At 67.5% G+C, this 15,052-nt stretch carries 17 protein-coding genes; 10 read left to right on the top strand and 7 right to left on the bottom strand.

The window, feature by feature from the left end; translation table 11 throughout:
- Positions 1 to 51 precede the first annotated feature (51 nt).
- Positions 52 to 714: a TetR/AcrR family transcriptional regulator gene (locus AB0L91_RS21820; RefSeq protein WP_365012581.1), complete on the top strand. Its 663-nt coding sequence runs from the start codon at positions 52 to 54 to the stop codon at positions 712 to 714.
- Positions 715 to 738: 24 nt separating this feature from the next.
- On the opposite strand, the gene AB0L91_RS21815 is transcribed toward AB0L91_RS21820, so the two are convergent.
- Positions 739 to 2,022, bottom strand: a complete 1,284-nt coding sequence (locus tag AB0L91_RS21815; protein ID WP_365012579.1) for an MFS transporter — start codon at positions 2,020 to 2,022, stop codon at positions 739 to 741.
- A 490-nt stretch (positions 2,023 to 2,512) separates the two neighbouring features.
- On the opposite strand from AB0L91_RS21815, the gene AB0L91_RS21810 reads away from it, so the two are divergent.
- Positions 2,513 to 3,355, top strand: coding sequence for an N-acyl homoserine lactonase family protein (locus AB0L91_RS21810; protein ID WP_365012577.1), 843 nt, complete (start codon positions 2,513 to 2,515; stop codon positions 3,353 to 3,355).
- 124 nt (positions 3,356 to 3,479) lie between these two features.
- On the top strand, positions 3,480 to 4,853 hold the full coding sequence (locus AB0L91_RS21805) for an ammonium transporter (RefSeq protein WP_365012575.1): 1,374 nt from the start codon (positions 3,480 to 3,482) through the stop codon (positions 4,851 to 4,853).
- A gap of 40 nt (positions 4,854 to 4,893) precedes the next feature.
- On the opposite strand, the gene AB0L91_RS21800 is transcribed toward AB0L91_RS21805, so the two are convergent.
- Genes AB0L91_RS21800 through AB0L91_RS21790 form a run of 3 tightly spaced genes read right to left on the bottom strand, consistent with a single transcriptional unit; the run spans position 4,894 to position 7,630 of the window.
- On the bottom strand, positions 4,894 to 5,199 hold the full coding sequence (locus tag AB0L91_RS21800) for a hypothetical protein (RefSeq protein WP_365012574.1): 306 nt from the start codon (positions 5,197 to 5,199) through the stop codon (positions 4,894 to 4,896).
- A gap of 41 nt (positions 5,200 to 5,240) precedes the next feature.
- Complete coding sequence (locus AB0L91_RS21795; RefSeq protein ID WP_365012571.1) at positions 5,241 to 6,140, bottom strand: helix-turn-helix domain-containing protein; 900 nt, start codon at positions 6,138 to 6,140, stop codon at positions 5,241 to 5,243.
- 56 nt (positions 6,141 to 6,196) lie between these two features.
- On the bottom strand, positions 6,197 to 7,630 hold the full coding sequence (locus AB0L91_RS21790; RefSeq protein WP_365012569.1) for a hypothetical protein: 1,434 nt from the start codon (positions 7,628 to 7,630) through the stop codon (positions 6,197 to 6,199).
- Positions 7,631 to 7,817: 187 nt separating this feature from the next.
- On the opposite strand from AB0L91_RS21790, the gene AB0L91_RS21785 reads away from it, so the two are divergent.
- The 6 genes from AB0L91_RS21785 (at position 7,818) to AB0L91_RS21760 (ending at position 12,122) form a co-directional block, all read left to right on the top strand.
- Complete coding sequence (locus AB0L91_RS21785) at positions 7,818 to 8,513, top strand: hypothetical protein (RefSeq protein WP_365012568.1); 696 nt, start codon at positions 7,818 to 7,820, stop codon at positions 8,511 to 8,513.
- An 84-nt stretch (positions 8,514 to 8,597) separates the two neighbouring features.
- Positions 8,598 to 9,368 (top strand): hypothetical protein, encoded by a 771-nt coding sequence (locus AB0L91_RS21780; RefSeq protein WP_365012566.1) that lies wholly within the window; start codon positions 8,598 to 8,600, stop codon positions 9,366 to 9,368.
- 6 nt (positions 9,369 to 9,374) lie between these two features.
- Positions 9,375 to 9,959, top strand: coding sequence for a hypothetical protein (locus AB0L91_RS21775; protein WP_365012564.1), 585 nt, complete (start codon positions 9,375 to 9,377; stop codon positions 9,957 to 9,959).
- Positions 9,953 to 10,756: a hypothetical protein gene (locus AB0L91_RS21770; protein ID WP_365012562.1), complete on the top strand. Its 804-nt coding sequence runs from the start codon at positions 9,953 to 9,955 to the stop codon at positions 10,754 to 10,756. Before AB0L91_RS21775 ends, AB0L91_RS21770 begins: the two co-directional genes overlap by 7 nt.
- A 227-nt stretch (positions 10,757 to 10,983) precedes the next feature.
- On the top strand, positions 10,984 to 11,916 hold the full coding sequence (locus tag AB0L91_RS21765) for an MBL fold metallo-hydrolase (protein WP_365012559.1): 933 nt from the start codon (positions 10,984 to 10,986) through the stop codon (positions 11,914 to 11,916).
- A gap of 50 nt (positions 11,917 to 11,966) precedes the next feature.
- A complete protein-coding gene (locus tag AB0L91_RS21760; RefSeq protein WP_357350128.1) occupies positions 11,967 to 12,122 on the top strand; it encodes a hypothetical protein in 156 nt (51 codons plus the stop codon).
- 107 nt (positions 12,123 to 12,229) lie between these two features.
- Here AB0L91_RS21760 and AB0L91_RS21755 read toward each other — a convergent pair whose 3' ends face one another.
- Positions 12,230 to 13,093, bottom strand: a complete 864-nt coding sequence (locus AB0L91_RS21755; protein WP_365012556.1) for an alpha/beta hydrolase — start codon at positions 13,091 to 13,093, stop codon at positions 12,230 to 12,232.
- A gap of 98 nt (positions 13,094 to 13,191) precedes the next feature.
- On the opposite strand from AB0L91_RS21755, the gene AB0L91_RS21750 reads away from it, so the two are divergent.
- On the top strand, positions 13,192 to 13,602 hold the full coding sequence (locus AB0L91_RS21750; RefSeq protein ID WP_365012555.1) for a helix-turn-helix domain-containing protein: 411 nt from the start codon (positions 13,192 to 13,194) through the stop codon (positions 13,600 to 13,602).
- Positions 13,603 to 13,661: 59 nt separating this feature from the next.
- Here AB0L91_RS21750 and AB0L91_RS21745 read toward each other — a convergent pair whose 3' ends face one another.
- Complete coding sequence (locus AB0L91_RS21745) at positions 13,662 to 14,462, bottom strand: SDR family oxidoreductase (RefSeq protein WP_365012553.1); 801 nt, start codon at positions 14,460 to 14,462, stop codon at positions 13,662 to 13,664.
- Between the two features lie 36 nt (positions 14,463 to 14,498).
- Positions 14,499 to 15,050: a DUF308 domain-containing protein gene (locus AB0L91_RS21740; protein WP_365012552.1), complete on the bottom strand. Its 552-nt coding sequence runs from the start codon at positions 15,048 to 15,050 to the stop codon at positions 14,499 to 14,501.
- Between the last annotated feature and the right edge of the window lie 2 nt (positions 15,051 to 15,052).

Raw genomic sequence — 15,052 nt, 5'->3', positions numbered from 1 at the left:
TCGGGACTGCCTCGGGCCCTTGGCGCATGGAGTTCGACAGGGAGGTAGACGATGAGTGCGCCACGTGCCGGCACCGATTCGGGCCGTGTCGGTGCCGAGACCGCCGGGCGACCGGAGACCCGCGCCATGCGCAAACGTGCTGATCGCGTTCGGCTGATCGAGCACACCGCGGCGCGGTTGTTCGCTGAATGCGGCTACGAGGCAACCAACTTCGAGGCGATCGGCGCCGAGCTCGACATGCGCGGTTCCAGCCTCTACTACTACTTCCCGTCGAAGGAGGAACTGTTCCTCCGCTGCATGGAACACGCCGCGTCCGAGGTGTTTCCCCGGTTGCGCGTGATCGCCGAGTCCGACGGATCTCCGCTGCACCGGCTGCGCATGATGTTCCGCGAGGAAGCCGTGGTCACCTTGCGCGAGTATCCCGAGTTCATCCCGCTGTTCCTCAAGGTGCAGGTGCCGATCGAGGCGCTCGAGCAGCGGCGCGACGAGCTGCGGCGCGAACAGACCTCGATCTTTCGTGGCGTGGTCGACGAACTCGTCGCCGCGCCGCAGGCCATCCCGGCGGATCGCCTGCACGTCACGCTGAATCTCGCGCTGGGCGGCCTGGCCCTGATCGGCGAATGGTTCAAGCCCGGGAGCGCGCTGGGGGTCGAGGAATTCGCCGATCAGGTGTCGCAGACGCTGATCAGGATGTTCGTCGCCGATCCCGGCTAGCGGGATCGGCGCGTCGGAGGGTGTTCACGAATCCGTGACGGCCTCGCGGGGCTCCTGCGCTGTCGGTGATTCGATGTCGACCGTGCGGCGCACGCGCAGCAGCGCCACCGCGGTGATCGCCGCGATCGCCAGGGGGACGATGACCGCCAGGTACATCGCCCGCGGTGTCAGCACGCTCAACGCGTAGCCGGCGATGATCGGCGACAGAATGGCGCCGGCTCGACCGACGCCCATCATGGCGCCGTACCCCTTGGCGCGGGCGAGGACCGGGTAGACCGCGGTAGAGGTGGAGGTGTATCCGGTCACCGCCGCGTAGATCGCCGCGCCGAGCACGGCTGCCGTCGTCAGTGCGATGGGGCCCCGGAGCGTCACCGCGAACACGGCGATCGCCACGGCGGCCACCACAGCGGCCGCCGCCGCGATCCGGGCGCCGGCGAACTTCAGGCCGATCGCGCCGAAGGCGGTGCCGCCGATGACCGCGCCCAGGCCGATCATGATCCCGGCCAGCGCGCCGCTGCCCGCGTCGCCGCTGGCGTTCTTGATCAGCTGCGGGGTCCAGGTGCCCACGAAGTAGTAGGCGGCCGTCAGCATCGAATAGCCACCAGCCAGCAGAATGGTCCGCGTCCGCAGCGTTCGCCCGAGCAGCTGTGTCTCGTCGGTGGGGACCGTCTGCTGATCCTGTTCCCCGGCGTCCCGCCGTGTGAGGAAGTCGCTGGACTCCCGGAGGAAGACGGCGGTGACCAGCAACGACAGCGCGCCGAGGGCCGCGCCGATCCAGAACATCCCCTGCCACGCTCCGCCGACCCAGGTGATGAGTCCCGCCCCGGCGAAGCCGGCCAGCATCGTGCCGATCGGATATCCGATCATCACGATGCCCAGTGCGATGCTGCGCCGGTGTTCGGGAGCGCTCTCCTGGCCGAGCACGATGATCACTACGCTGATCGTGCCGATGGCGATGCCGGTGACGAACCGCGACAGCAGCAGCGTCTCGAAGTCGACCGACAGGGCCGAGGCCGCGAGCCCGATCGTATTGATGGCCAGGCCGATCAGCAGGATGCGGCGGCGTCCGTAGACATCGGCGTAGCGGGCGAGCCCGATCGCGCCGACCGCCATGCCCGCGAGCGCGGCGCTGACCAGATAGCCCTTCTGCGCGTTCGACGCGAACCCCTCCGGTAGGTGTGGCATCGCGAAGCCCATCACCAGGACGTCGTAGCCGTCGAGCAGGTTCAGGAACGCGCAGAACAAGACGACTGCCAGCTGGGCTGGGCGCATGCCGAACGCGGTTGCCGGGTTCTTCGGTGAACTCATCGGATCTCTTTTTCTGGGTGAGAATGGCCGCGCGCTCCTGCCCGTGCGAGAGGGTCTTCGGCTGTGGGGGAGTGGGCGGTTCGGATGGGGACGCCGGGTGAGCGGTGCGTCGCCCGGGCTCAATCCCCGCGATCAGAGTACTGAATAGTGCATAACATTTAATGCGTTTCAAACGTAATCGCTGCTAGATCGCAGGCGTGCCTTCGCCTGGTGGGGCGGACGGCCCGGCCTGTGGCTGGATGCCGGATGGTCCGTTTCTGGGCTGCTTCTGTGTCTATGTGTGCAGGTAGAGACTAAATCTAGTCAACTGTTGAAAATTGAGAGTGGTGAAGATATGCTTCGGTCACCTGGGTGGATGACGGATCGCGGGCCAACATGGTCGCGGCGTCGCCAGGCGCACCTCTGACGTTTATGCGCACAATATTTAATGCTGAATTGCGCTAACTAACAATTCTCAGCACCTCGTCGCCGGCAAGACATTGGAGTCCTCATGGCAGCAACCAAGACCGTCCGTCGCGTGTGGGCGTTGGACGCACCGACACTCACCGTCGACTGCGGCATCCTGATGCTCGGTACGGGCGGCGCGCTGGAGACCATCCCCGCGCCGACATTCCTCATCGAGCACGACGAAGGCCTGATGGTGTTCGACGCCGGGTTGGCCACGGTCGGTGCCGGTGACCCCGCCGCGGCGTACGGGGAGATGGCCTCGGCCTTCCAGATCGATTTTCCCGAGGAGTACCGGCTCGACCGTCAGATCGAGGCCGTCGGGTACACGACCCGCGATGTCCGTCGGGTGGTGCTGTCGCACATGCACTTCGATCACACGGGCGGACTCGACCTCTTCCCGCACGCACAGGGCTTCATCGGCGCCGGAGAGCTGCGTTACGCCAAGACGCCGTCGAAGCTCGACGAAGCGTTCTTCCGGGAAGACGACATCGCGGCCGCGCAGAAGATCGCGTGGAACGAGGTCCCCGCCGGCTACGACCACGATCTGTTCGGCGACGGCAGCGTCGTACTCCTCTCGTTGCACGGGCACACCCCCGGCACGCTGGGTCTGAAGCTGCGTCTGCCCGACGAGAGCACATTGATCCTGACCAGCGACGCGGCGCACACCAGGGCCAATGTCGACCTCACCATCGGCATGCCCTTCGATGTCGATCGTCTCGACAAGAACAGCGCACTCCAGAAGCTCAAACTGCTCGGCACCCAGCCGGGTACCACCGTGTGGATCAGCCACGATCCGCAGGACTGGGCCGAACTGCGCGCCGGTGGCGCGGAGATCACCAGCGCCGCCACCCTCCGGCCCGCTGAGCCCGACTCGGTTCCGGCATGAGGCGGCTCGCGATGTAGTCCCGACCCGGTCCACTGAATTCATCGGCTCGAAACACCGCGGGTTGTTCGGGGAAACAGCGCTTCTCGATGCTGTGCCGGAATCCTGTCGGACAAGAGGTACGAATGTGAATTCGGGAGATACCGCGTGGGTGCTGGCCTGCGCCGCGCTGGTCATGTTGATGACACCGGGACTGGCGTTCTTCTACGGGGGCATGGTGGGCAGCAAGAGTGTGCTCAACATGTTGATGATGAACTTCGTCTGTCTGGGTGTGGTGTCGACGCTCTGGGTGCTCTACGGCTACAGCGAAACATTCGGTGACGACGTCTATTACGGGCTCGTGGGGGACATGTCGCACGCGCTGTTGCGCACGACCCACGCGACGTTGTCCGGGCCGGTGGGGCACCAGATCCCGACCATGGCGTTCGTCATGTTCCAGTTGATGTTCGCGGTCATCACCACGGCGTTGATCACCGGTGCGATCGCCGGGCGGACCCGCTTCTGGTCGTGGATAGTGTTCGCGGCCCTGTGGGTCACCGTCGTCTATTTCCCGGTCGCGCATTGGGTTTTCCACGTCACCGGATTCACCGACACCGATTCCTCCGGCGCCTCCGCCGATGTCGGCGGGTGGATCGCGAACCAGCTTCGCGCGTTCGATTTCGCGGGTGGCACCGCGGTGCACATCAACGCGGGCGCGGCGGCATTGGCGTTGGCGCTGGTGCTCGGCAAACGCCACGGCTGGCCGCGCAGCATCGCCCGGCCACACAATGTGCCGTTCACCTTGCTCGGCGCGTCCCTGCTGTGGTTCGGCTGGTACGGCTTCAATGCCGGATCCGCGCTGACCGCAGGCGATCTCGCCGCCCTGGCGTTCACCAACACCACCATCGCGGCAGGTGCCGCGTCGTTCGCCTGGATCGTCGTCGAACAACTCCGGGACGGGAGACCCACCACCATCGGGGCGTCCTCGGGCGCGGTCGCGGGGCTGGTCGCCGTCACCCCCGCGTGCGGTTTCGTCGGCGTCGTCGGCGCCTTGTGCATCGGAGTGGCCGCGGGTGTCTGTTGCGCGCTCGCGGTGAGCCTGAAATACACCTTCGGCTACGACGATTCGCTCGACGTGGTCGGAGTTCACCTGGTCGGCGGGGTGGTCGGCACCCTGTTGGTCGGCGTGTTCGCCGATGTCTCGGTCAACCCCGCGGGTGGCAACGGGCTGCTCTACGGTGGCGGGTTCGTCCAGTTGCAGCGCCAGGCCATCGCTTCGGTGGCCGTCATGGCCTATTCCTTCCTGGCGACGTTGCTGCTGGCGTGGATCGTCGACCGGCTCGTCGGCCTGCGCGTTGACTCCGAGTCCGAGGCCGAGGGCATCGACGAATCCGAACATGCCGAGTCCGCCTACAGCCTGAACCTCCCGCCCGCGGGTCCGGCGCCTGCACTCCTACCGTCCCGGCCGCAACGTCTCCCTCCGCCTCGCCCGGCCCCGCGGCCCAACGACCACCGCTGGTGAGACAGTGGGGCCGCGTCGGCTACGCCGCGGTGATGCCTGCTCAGCGGGGTGAGCCGGCCCTGTCACCCTTCGGCGCCGTCTTGCTGGTGACCAGGCCGATGCCGAAGCCGAGCACCGTGATCGCGAAGAAGCACAGCAGCAACCCGCCGATCTTCGCCTCGGTGTCGGTGTCGGGACTGCGCCCGGTGCGGGAGGATCCGGCGACCACCGCGGCGGGATCGATGATCGCCTGGATTCCGGTGATCAGCAGAACGACCGCCACCAGGATCAGCGCGATACCGCCGATCACACGCTTGGCGGTACGGCGGGGCGGTCCGGCGGATTCGGGGACGTCGGGGACTGACATGGCACGCAACCTATCACCGGGATTCGATTGGTTGCGTGCGCTCACGAACCGGTGGCGATGCGCTCCAGGCGGCGCGTGGTGGCGAGGAGTTCGTCGATGAAGTGCCGACGCTGGGGAAGGGTCGCTTCGGTGCGCAGTGGACCGATCTGGACTTCGAAGAGGGCACGGTCTTCCGTAGTGAGGACGGGCGCGCTCAGATAGCCGAGTGACAGGGACTCGGGGGAGTGCAGGTCGTGCTCGGTGTGCGCGCTGCCGGTGACGTCGCCGAGCAGGCCAAGGACCCGGCCGCGCAGTTCATCGGTGGCGGGGCGGTCGCCGAGATGGTCGACCACGTCAGAGAGAACCCGCAGCGCGGTGAGCGCGCCGGGCCGCAGGCTCCAGGCGCAGAAGCCGGTGGTGCGGATCGTTTCCAGGACGCCACGGAACTCGGCGCGCCGTTCCGGATCGCCGCGGTCGAGCCATCGGTTCTGCGCCGCGGTGGGGGCATGCGCGAGGAGGGTGGCGCCGGCCGGTGGGAGCAGCGGGATCCGGGTCCCGTTCTCGATGCCCGCGGGAATCAGCCCCTGACCGCCGGTGACCGCGACGAAGGTGAGTTCGTCGCCGTTCAGCACGGTGAGCGCGGCGCCACAGCCGACGCGGGTGGCCAGGCGTTCGAGTTCCGCGCCGACCGCGGTGCTTTCGACGAGGGTCGCCGGTGCCGAGAGCCCGACCCGCGACAGACCGGGACCCAGCTGGTAGGCCAGATCGGGCTGTCGCCGGACCCACCCGTGCCGGTCGAGCGTGGACAGGATGGCGCCCACCGTCGACCTGCTCAGTTCGAGCGACTGGGCGATCTCGGCCGCCGAGAGCGCGGTGCCGCGGGCGGCGAGGAGTTCCACGACCGCGACCACCCGGCTGGTGGGCGGTGAATCATCCTGGGGACGAGCCGAATCCGATCGCATCTCGCCCCCTCCCGGATCACAGGCCACCGATCGACTCCGATGATCGCATACGTCCCTCAGCGTGGTGCTATGCGGAACAGGCCACTCATCGTGCCCTGGTAGAGGATTCGATCGGGGGTGATGGTGCCGACCATCTGCAGGGTGTTGTGGACAGCCGTCGCGCCGATCAGCTTCTCGGTCTCGATGCGCCCGGAGGCGGCGTCGATGACGGTGTAGCGGAAGTTGTCGGTCACCCCGACGCTACCGGTCGGGATGATGGTGTGCCGGGTGACGGTGTAGATCTTGCCGTCGGCCACCGAGAGCCGGGGAACCGCGGCCGAGAGCGCCTTGTTGGTCCACACCACCCGGCAGTCGGAGCCGATCACGTCGACCCGCACCATCCCACCGGTGAACGCGGCATCGGCCGGTTCGCTCGGTCCAGCGCCTTCCGGAACGGCCGGGTACGGGTAGCCGTAGGTCCCGGCGACGAACAGGCTGTTGCCTGCGCCGATGGGGGAGTTCTCGGTGCCGTCGACCGTCGGCACCGCGCAGACCCGGTGGCCGGTCGCGGTGTCGAAGACGAGCAGGTTCTCCTTCGGGACGGCGTTGTCGGTGATCGCCAGGTATTCGGTGCCGGAGCCGGGGCCGAAGAAGGTGGGCGTGGCGCCGGTGCCCCAGGACAGCTGGCCGGGTTTACGGGCCGGGCCGCGGTCGTAGGCCTGCCGCCACACCACCCGGGGATTGCCGGAGCCGTCCACGTCGACGAGGTACAGCGCGTGCGTGGTGGCGATGGCCACGCCTTCCGGCGCGGTGGAGATGCTGTTGGCGACCTGTTCGCCGGGACCGAGCACGATCGAGCGGACCGCGCCGGTCGCGGGGTCGGAAAAGCCCGCCGCGGCGTTGTCGGTGGCGAACCAGACCCGGCCGTCGAAGTCGGGCATGACCGAGCTGACCGCGTCGCAATCCCCGCCGCCGCAGTGCCCGGTCACGGCCAGGGAGATGTCGGTCGCGGATTCGATGAAGACCGTCCAGTCGTCGCCGTTCCTGCGGTGGCCGATGCGCAGCAGCTTGCCGCTGCCGTCGACGGTGACCATGCGGTCGCTGCTGTCCAGGTAGGCATAGACGCCGCCGAGGAGGCTGCCTTTGGTGAGGTCCAGCGACGCGAGCGGCCGGCCGTTGGCCGGATCGAGCAGGAAGACCTTCGGGGCCCGGTCGATGATCTTGGTGCACAGGGCCTGCGGTAGACCGTCGGCACCCTGGAGAATGGTCGGGCACGCTGCGGCGAGTTCCCGGAAGTCGCTGTCGATGTTCCCCGCGCCGGGACCAGCGAACGGTGTGGCGTCGGAGGATTCGGCGTCGCCGTGCATCGTGGCCGTGCCCGGTGGGCCCAGGTGCGGGTTCGCCGGCGGCAGTGAACCGAAGCCCGCCGCGGCGGTGCCGGTGCTGACTGTCAACAGTGCTGTCATGCCGATCGCGGCCGCCGTGGCGGCGCGACCCATTCGCTCGAACACGGGCGACTCCCTGGTTGTGCAGTGCCGACGTGTTCCCCCGATCGGGAGAACTCCGCCCTTCGACGAATATTCGGAGGCATAGGTTCGAATATTCGGATGGGAGTAGAGGTTAGGGGCCGGGGGAGCCGACCGCAAGAACGAATTCGCTCAGGTGATCAGGCGGCCCTGGGAAGGGGTGAGATCTAGGATGGCGCGCGGGCCCGAGATGGTGGGCGCCGTCGAGATCGATGAGGAGCCGGTTGTGTCGGACACCTTTGTCGTTGCCGCCCGAATTCCTATGGGGCGGGCGGCATTCGAGCAGTGGCTGGAGACCCCGGTGCCGGGGCCGGAGATCATCGAGAACCGCGGCGCGATGTATGACCGGTGGTTCTGGGACGGCACGGCGCCGGAGTGGGGGCAGGCCGAGGAGGGGATGACACCTCGGGAGTATCTCGCCGACTGCTTCGGGGAGGACGCCGGTGGGCTGACCTATGTCCTGCGGTATCGGGAGGGAGCGCTCGAGGCGTATCTGATGCACTTCGGGTTCTGCGAGTCGAACATCTATACCGCGCTGGTGATGCTCGCCGCGGCAGGGCGCTCGAGCTCTGCGGCGGTGCCGAGCGCGGTGTTGTTCTGGGCCGAGACCAGCGGGGCGATGTTCGCGGCCGATTCGGACGGATGGCTGGCGACCTTGTCGGTAGGTGTCGGCGGGGCGCGGTTCACCGCCGACGTCGATCTGACGGCGACGATCGCGTCCTTGCGGACGGCCGAGGCGAGCTATTTCGAATTGCTCGACCGATTGGCCGAAGAAGAGGAATCCTCTGACTCCGGCGGTGATTCGAATTTCGCCGCGATCGCCCGTGATCCACGATATGTGGATGCCGCGATCCTCGTCGAGACCTGAACAGAAGGCATGGGTGCCATGGGTGTGTGTGGTATTTTACCCACCTAACCTGAAGGCATCGCCGATATGCTGGGAGGTCTAGACGTGGACGAGCAGACCCTGCTGCATCTGGCAGCCGATGAACTCGCTCTTCGATCACTGCGGTATCGCGAGATCGACATTCTGGATTATGTCCCGTCACAGCCCGATCGCGCGCTGCTCTGTCCGCCCGGGGCTGTTCGAGTCTTCGTCGCCGCTCAGGGCGATCCGATATTGCAGCGCGTTCGCGATATCGCCATTCGCCACCATGACGGCGATGTCGACATGGTCGAAAACGAGATCGTTCCCCGATTCGTGGACCGTAAGAGACTTTCGGTCTATCAGGCCTGGCGTTTGCTCCAGCGCTCACCTGTCTTCGCGACAATTCGATACGGTGGCAGGACTCTCGCGACCAACGTCTTCCCGCCGCCGGATCTCGGCGTGGTCATTCTGGACAATCCCTACAACGGTGGGGAACTGAGTCCGTCGCATCTGACGCTGATCGAGCACCGGCTGGACGAGTCCGACGCGGCGCTGGAGGCGGTCGCCCTCCGGCACGCGCCACCGTTGACGCCGGCCGAACGCGCCGCGTTGACGCAGGTGCCGAACGACCAGCTGGAGGCCAACCTCACGATCAACGGGGATTGCTGTCCGAACGGCACGTTCATCATGGTCACGGCCGTGGCCTTCACCACCGCGATCTGTTGTGCCATCAGCGTCCCGCCGGTGCAGATCGAACAGCACCTGTCCGACGCGCAGGTCCAGAAATTGGGCCCCGCCGCGACGGCGCGGGAACTGCTGGATATCCGACGCGAAGCTCTCGGGCACGTGCACTGAATCGACATGGCCATAGACGATCTGGTCTTCGCCCTGCTCGCCCTCCTGCTGCTGACCTGGTTCGCCATATCGGTGATCTGTCAGATACCCCGGAGTGTGGAGAAATGGGAAGCCGGCAGACTGGAGCACTGGTTTCGCGCGCACGACGTGCTCGGGCTGCTGCCGCGGTGGCATTTCTTCGCCCCCTCGCCCGCCACGGATGATCTGCATCTGCTCTACCGCGATCTCTCGGTGGACGGACAACTGGCGCCCTGGCGCGAGATAAGCCCGCGCAAGCCCGTGAAATGGCTGGGTGCGGTGTGGCATCCCGGCCGAAGACAGAACAAGGCGATGATCGACATCACGCTGGAACTGTTGAAAGACGGTCTGTCGCTGAACGGTGACACCGACCGGATTCAGACCACGCTGTCCTATATCGCGATGCTCAACTTCGTCTGCAGTCTTCCCCGGGATCGTCGTGCGCATGCCACCCAGTTCCTCATCATGCGGTCGAAGGGGTCCGACGAGAATCCGGAACACCAGGTGCTTTTCGTATCGGCCATGCATCCGGGCGGACCGGCGGTCATGCGAGCGGCGGCGAGTCGATGCTGAGCAGCACCGACGCGCTGCACCTGTCCGCGGCGATCGGGTCGGTCGCCGTGATCATCGGATCGCTGGAGCGACTGGCGACTCCGCGGCTGCTCGCCGACGGTGCCCTGGCCAGCTGGCCGGTCTCGGCGACGAGCTTCCCGTTGTTGACCACGAAGTCCTTCCAGCGCAGCGTCGGACCGCTGCTGGTCTATCCGAGGGTGCTGGGTCTGGTCGCGGCCTGCTTGGCCAGCGGGATCCTGTTGGTTCTGCGCCCGTCCTCGGCCCTCAACGTCGTGGCTGCCGCCGTGATCGCCGTGACCTACATCCTGCTGGGCATGCGCTCGCGTTTCGGGGGCGACGGGGCGGATCAGATGACCGTCATCGTTTTCGCTGCGCTGGCTCTGGCCTTCGCCGTGGGGCAGGCTCGCGCCGACGAGATCGTTCTGTGGTTCCTGACGGCACAGGCATGTCTGGCGTACTTCACCGCGGGGGTGGCGAAGCTGGCCGGCCCGTTGTGGCGCAGTGGCGCGGCATTGCCCGAGGTGCTGGCGACACAGTCCTACGGGCACCCCTGGGCCGGGCGGGCGCTGGCTCGTCATCGTGGTGTCGCGGTGGCGATGTGCTGGTCGGTCATCGCGTTGGAGTGCGCTTTTCCGCTGGTCCTCCTCGGTATCCCGGCGTTGACCTACGCACTGCTGATCGGCGGAGCGCTACTGCACCTGGGAACTGCCTTCGTCATGCGCTTGACGACCTTCTTCTGGGCGTTCGTCGCCACCTACCCGGCGATCATCTTCTGTGCCACTGCCCAGGGCCGGTGAGTGCGGCGGCCCGCGCACCCGGCTTCTCCGCCCAGACCGTGGCGCCGAGAGCCTCGGTCACCCAGCCCGTTCCGGGCCTGCGCACGGCCGATACCCGCACGGTATCGGTCGTGCGCAACCGGTCTTGGACGGCAGGCGCGAGCCGGTGCTGGAGTGGACGTGATCGGATCGACCGTCAGGCAGCTGATGGCTCGAGGGACACCATCCAGCCAGCATCGGAGTCGACCATGCCCAGTTACCACCATCCAGACCCTGTCGTCGAGATCGCCGACGTGCAGGAGCTGGCGCGCGATGTGCTCGCGATTCCGAATCGCGGGGTCGATCTCGTGCCGAACATCGGCGTGATCGGTGGCACGCGTGCGGTGCTGGTGGTCGACACCGGGATGGGGCCGCGCAACGCCGAGAAGGTGCTCGCCTTCGCCGCCGAGCAGGCCAAGGGGCGCGAACTCTATCTGACGACCACGCATTTCCATCCCGAGCACGCGTTCGGCGCCCAGGTATTCGCCGGGGAGGCGACCTACTTGGTCAACCGGGCCCAAGCCGAGGACCTCGCGCACAAGGGCGAGAGCTACCTCGCGATGTTCCGGCAGCTCGGCGAACCGGTGGCGCGGGAGCTCGAGGGCGTGGATCTCCCCGCGCCGGACCGGGTGTACGACGGCGTCTTCGAGTTGGACCTGGACGGGCGCGTCGTGCAGTTGCGTCCGACCGGTCGCGCGCACAGCCGAGGCGATCAGGTCGTGGTCGTTCCCGATGCCGGTGTGCTGCTCACCGGTGATCTCGCCGAAGCGGGCCAGTTCGCGATCTTCCCGTGGTTCCCGCCCTACGACACCGATGTCTCCGGGCTGGCCTGGATCTCCGTGATGGAGCGACTGGCTGCGGAAGCACCGCGGGTGGTCGTGCCGGGACACGGCGCGATCGGCGATGCCCAGCTTCTGGCCGACGTGCGCGACCATCTGCGCGAGTTGCGGGACGAGACCTGGCGGCGACGGGATTCGGCGATGAGCGAGCAGGACATCGCCGAGGAGGTCCGCGCGCTGATGATCGAACGGCATCCGGACTGGGCGATGCGGGAGTGGATCGAGCGCGGTGTCGGTTGCCTGTGCGCCGAACACGCACGTCACCACACGTCGGCGAACACCGTGCCCGGCGCGGCAGGCTGAGTCCGGCGCCGGCCGCCCAAGGTGTCTCCGGTGACCGGCTCACCACCCACTTGCGGCAGGCGGGAGCGCACGGCATCGGACACGACGGGCTCACCGCGCTGATGACTCTGCTGGCGGCCTACATCGGCTACCCGCGGGCATCCGTCGTGATGGAGGCCATCGAGCGCGCCGCCGACTCCGACCTCCACCACGGGGACGATCGGTGACGAGTGAGCTGATGTCGTCCCAGAGGTCGGCCAGGCCTGCCACGTTCAGCCACTGAGCACGGTGGCGAAAGTCGTCCTTCCGTCGGAAACAGCGAGGGTCAGACGGGTCATTCGGCAGTGAGGAAGGGCATCATGAGGTCGAGCAGTTCGTGCGGCCTGTCCAGCGGGATGATGTGACCGCAGTCCGGAATAACCTGTCCTACAAGATCATCCGTAATGGGCCGGAGCTGCCGCTCCAGCACGTCGCCGACGGGGTGGGCCCCGATCGCCAGCGTGGGTGCGGTGAGACGATGGGCCGCCGCGGCGAGTTCGAGCTGATGTGCGCTGGCCGGAAGTTCGCGGTAATAGGAGAAGGCGCACCGGAGGGCGTCGGCTCCGGTGTAGGCCTCGACGAACGCGTCGTGGATATCGGCCCGCACGCCCCTACCCCGGGTGCCGGTGATGAGAAACCACTCGACATAGCGCGCCTCGTTGCCGAGCAGGACCGTTTCGGCGAGACCGGGCACGGCGTGGAATCCGAACCACCACGGCGGGCCCGCGGCGAGGAAGTCCTCGGCGCCGGGGAGCCTGCCCAGGAGTGCCTCCATGACGACGAGCCGTCGTACCCGGTCGGGGTGGCGCAGGGCGAGCAGGACCGCGACCGGGGTGCCCGCATCGATCGCGACCACGTCCGCGGTGGATTCGCCCAGGGCATCGAGGATCCCGGCGATATCGGCGGCCAGCGTGCCGGCGTCATAGCCGTCCGGTGCCCGGGTGGAGGCGCCGATCCCACGGAGGTCCGGGGCGATCACTCGGTAGTGCGTGGACAACGGGCCGATGATCTCGCTCCACAGTCGCCAGGTGTGCGGAAAACCATGCAGCAGAACGATCGCGGGGCCGGAGCCGGCCAGGGCGACGTTGGCCTGGATGCCGTTGGTCTCGATCCGGCGCAGCTCGACGGTGGCGGTGTGGAGCGGAGGCGTGTGGTCCATGGAACCCTCCCGATGGTTACCATTAGTTACCAGGGAACGGTAGGTAACCAAGGTTGCGCTGCCAAGAAGGCACTTCGACGACAGGTGGTGAGGTCCAGGTGACCACTCGATCAGCGCAGACGCCGGTTCGCGGTGATCTGTTCGATCGCGAATGCCCGACCCGTCAGCTGCTGGACCGCATCGGCACGAAATGGACATCGATGGCGGTCAAGGTGCTTGCGCAGGCCGCTCCGGGCGAGGTCCGGTTCGCCGAGCTGCGGCGACGCATGCCCGGTGTGTCCCAGAAGATGCTGTCGGTGACGCTGCAGAATCTGGTCCGGGATGGTCTCGTCACCCGCCGGGTGGAGCCGACGGTGCCACCGCGCGTGCACTATCGGCTCACGGAACTGGGCCTGTCCCTGGAGGTTCCGCTGGCGGCACTGCGCAGCTGGGCCGAGGATCACATGGCCGAGATCGACCACGCCAACGCCGTCGACGACGCACGAGCCGAACCGTCTGCCACCACGTAGATTCCCCATGTCCACACCTCACTGATCGAACCGGACCGGTCTGGGCGGCCGTCGGCGTGCTACGCGGGCTCGGCGCGCCCTCGCGGCTGAGCTCCGGCGACGATCGCGACGCCGACGCGGCCGCCGTCGACGTCGAGGACGGTGCCGTGCACGAACGCCGCGTCGTCGGAGGCTAGATAGACCGCCGCGGCGGCGATGGCATCGGGGCGACCGGTGGCGCCCGCCGGGGTCCCGTGCATCATGACCTCGGCCACCTGCTCGATCGCGGGATCGCCGTCGGGCGCGAGGATCACGCCCGGGGAGATCGCGTTCACCCGGATGCCGTCCGGCCCGAATTCCGCCGACCACGCGCGGGTGAGCGTTTCCAACGCCCCCTTGGTGGAGCTGTACAGCGCGCCGGAGCCGACCCCGAGCCGGGCCACCCAGGAGCCGAGGTTCACGATGACGCCGCCGCCCGCGTCGATCATCCCGGGGACCAGCGCCTGGGTCAGGAAGAACGGCGCCTTGACATTCACGCCGTACATCCGGTCGAAGGTGTCGTCGTCGACCATGAGCGTGGTCGCGCGCGGGTAGATTCCGGCATTGTTGACCAGGATGTCCAGCCGCCCGCCCGCCGCCTCGACGGCCGCGGCGGCCAGTGCGCGGCTGGCGGCGGAGCTGCCGTCGAGGTCGGCGCGCACATAGTCCGCGGTGCCGCCGTCGGCCCGGATCCGCTCGACCACGGCCGCGCCGCGCGCTCGGTCACGTCCCGACACGATGACGTGGGCTCCCTCCGCGCCGAACGCCAGCGCGATGGAACGTCCGATATTGCTGGTGGAACCGGTGATCAGCGCCGTTTTTCCGCACAGTCGCTGTGTCATGGAATGCTCCTTACGGGTGTCGAATCAGGTTGTGTGTCAGTTCATTCCGTTACTCTGGCGCGACTTCCACGCCAGGAGTGCCGCTTGGGCGAGGAAGAAGACGCCGCCACCGGTGGCGTAGACGGACAGCACGTGCAGCGACGGAGAGTCGCCCGCCGCCTGGGCCAGGTAGGTGAGCCCGACCAGGAAGGACAGGCCACCGGAAATCAGTGTCGGCCACTGCTTGCCGAAGACGGGGCCGCGCCGACGCAGGCCGACCACGAGCTGCGCCGCACCCGACACCACCGCCCAGGCTCCGAACACGCCCAGCACCGTGCCCACACCGCCCACGGTTCCGGCGACGCCGAGCGCGACGGCGACGACCGCGCTCAGGCAGCCGTTCAGTGCCGTCACCCGGCGTTCGGGTCCGTCGGGCATCTCCTGGTAGTCGATCAGCGACGACACGGCATCGATCAATGGATAGGCGACGAGCAGCGCCACGGCCACCACGCCCAGGATGTCGCCGACGGCGGCGAAGGCGAGCGCCCACCCGATGGCCAGCACACCACGGCCCAGCGAGAGCCGGATCAGCGACGACCGTTCCGTCATCG

Source organism: Nocardia sp. NPDC051833 (genome assembly GCF_040681225.1).
GTDB lineage: Bacteria > Actinomycetota > Actinomycetes > Mycobacteriales > Mycobacteriaceae > Nocardia.
The sequence above is the reverse complement of the archived record's forward strand: the minus strand, read 5'-3'. Positions and strand labels throughout refer to the sequence as shown.

What these genes read in the sequence shown, in the direction of transcription:
- AB0L91_RS21745 (WP_365012553.1), bottom strand. Translation starts at nt 14,462, where the DNA reads ATGACACAGCGACTGTGCGGAAAAACGGCGCTGATCACCGGTTCCACC.
- AB0L91_RS21765 (WP_365012559.1), top strand. Translation starts at nt 10,984, where the DNA reads ATGCCCAGTTACCACCATCCAGACCCTGTCGTCGAGATCGCCGACGTG.
- AB0L91_RS21785 (WP_365012568.1), top strand. Translation starts at nt 7,818, where the DNA reads ATGGCGCGCGGGCCCGAGATGGTGGGCGCCGTCGAGATCGATGAGGAG.
- AB0L91_RS21815 (WP_365012579.1), bottom strand. Translation starts at nt 2,022, where the DNA reads ATGAGTTCACCGAAGAACCCGGCAACCGCGTTCGGCATGCGCCCAGCC.
- AB0L91_RS21755 (WP_365012556.1), bottom strand. Translation starts at nt 13,093, where the DNA reads ATGGACCACACGCCTCCGCTCCACACCGCCACCGTCGAGCTGCGCCGG.
- AB0L91_RS21810 (WP_365012577.1), top strand. Translation starts at nt 2,513, where the DNA reads ATGGCAGCAACCAAGACCGTCCGTCGCGTGTGGGCGTTGGACGCACCG.
- AB0L91_RS21740 (WP_365012552.1), bottom strand. Translation starts at nt 15,050, where the DNA reads ATGACGGAACGGTCGTCGCTGATCCGGCTCTCGCTGGGCCGTGGTGTG.
- AB0L91_RS21775 (WP_365012564.1), top strand. Translation starts at nt 9,375, where the DNA reads ATGGCCATAGACGATCTGGTCTTCGCCCTGCTCGCCCTCCTGCTGCTG.
- AB0L91_RS21795 (WP_365012571.1), bottom strand. Translation starts at nt 6,140, where the DNA reads ATGCGATCGGATTCGGCTCGTCCCCAGGATGATTCACCGCCCACCAGC.
- AB0L91_RS21820 (WP_365012581.1), top strand. Translation starts at nt 52, where the DNA reads ATGAGTGCGCCACGTGCCGGCACCGATTCGGGCCGTGTCGGTGCCGAG.
- AB0L91_RS21770 (WP_365012562.1), top strand. Translation starts at nt 9,953, where the DNA reads ATGCTGAGCAGCACCGACGCGCTGCACCTGTCCGCGGCGATCGGGTCG.
- AB0L91_RS21800 (WP_365012574.1), bottom strand. Translation starts at nt 5,199, where the DNA reads ATGTCAGTCCCCGACGTCCCCGAATCCGCCGGACCGCCCCGCCGTACC.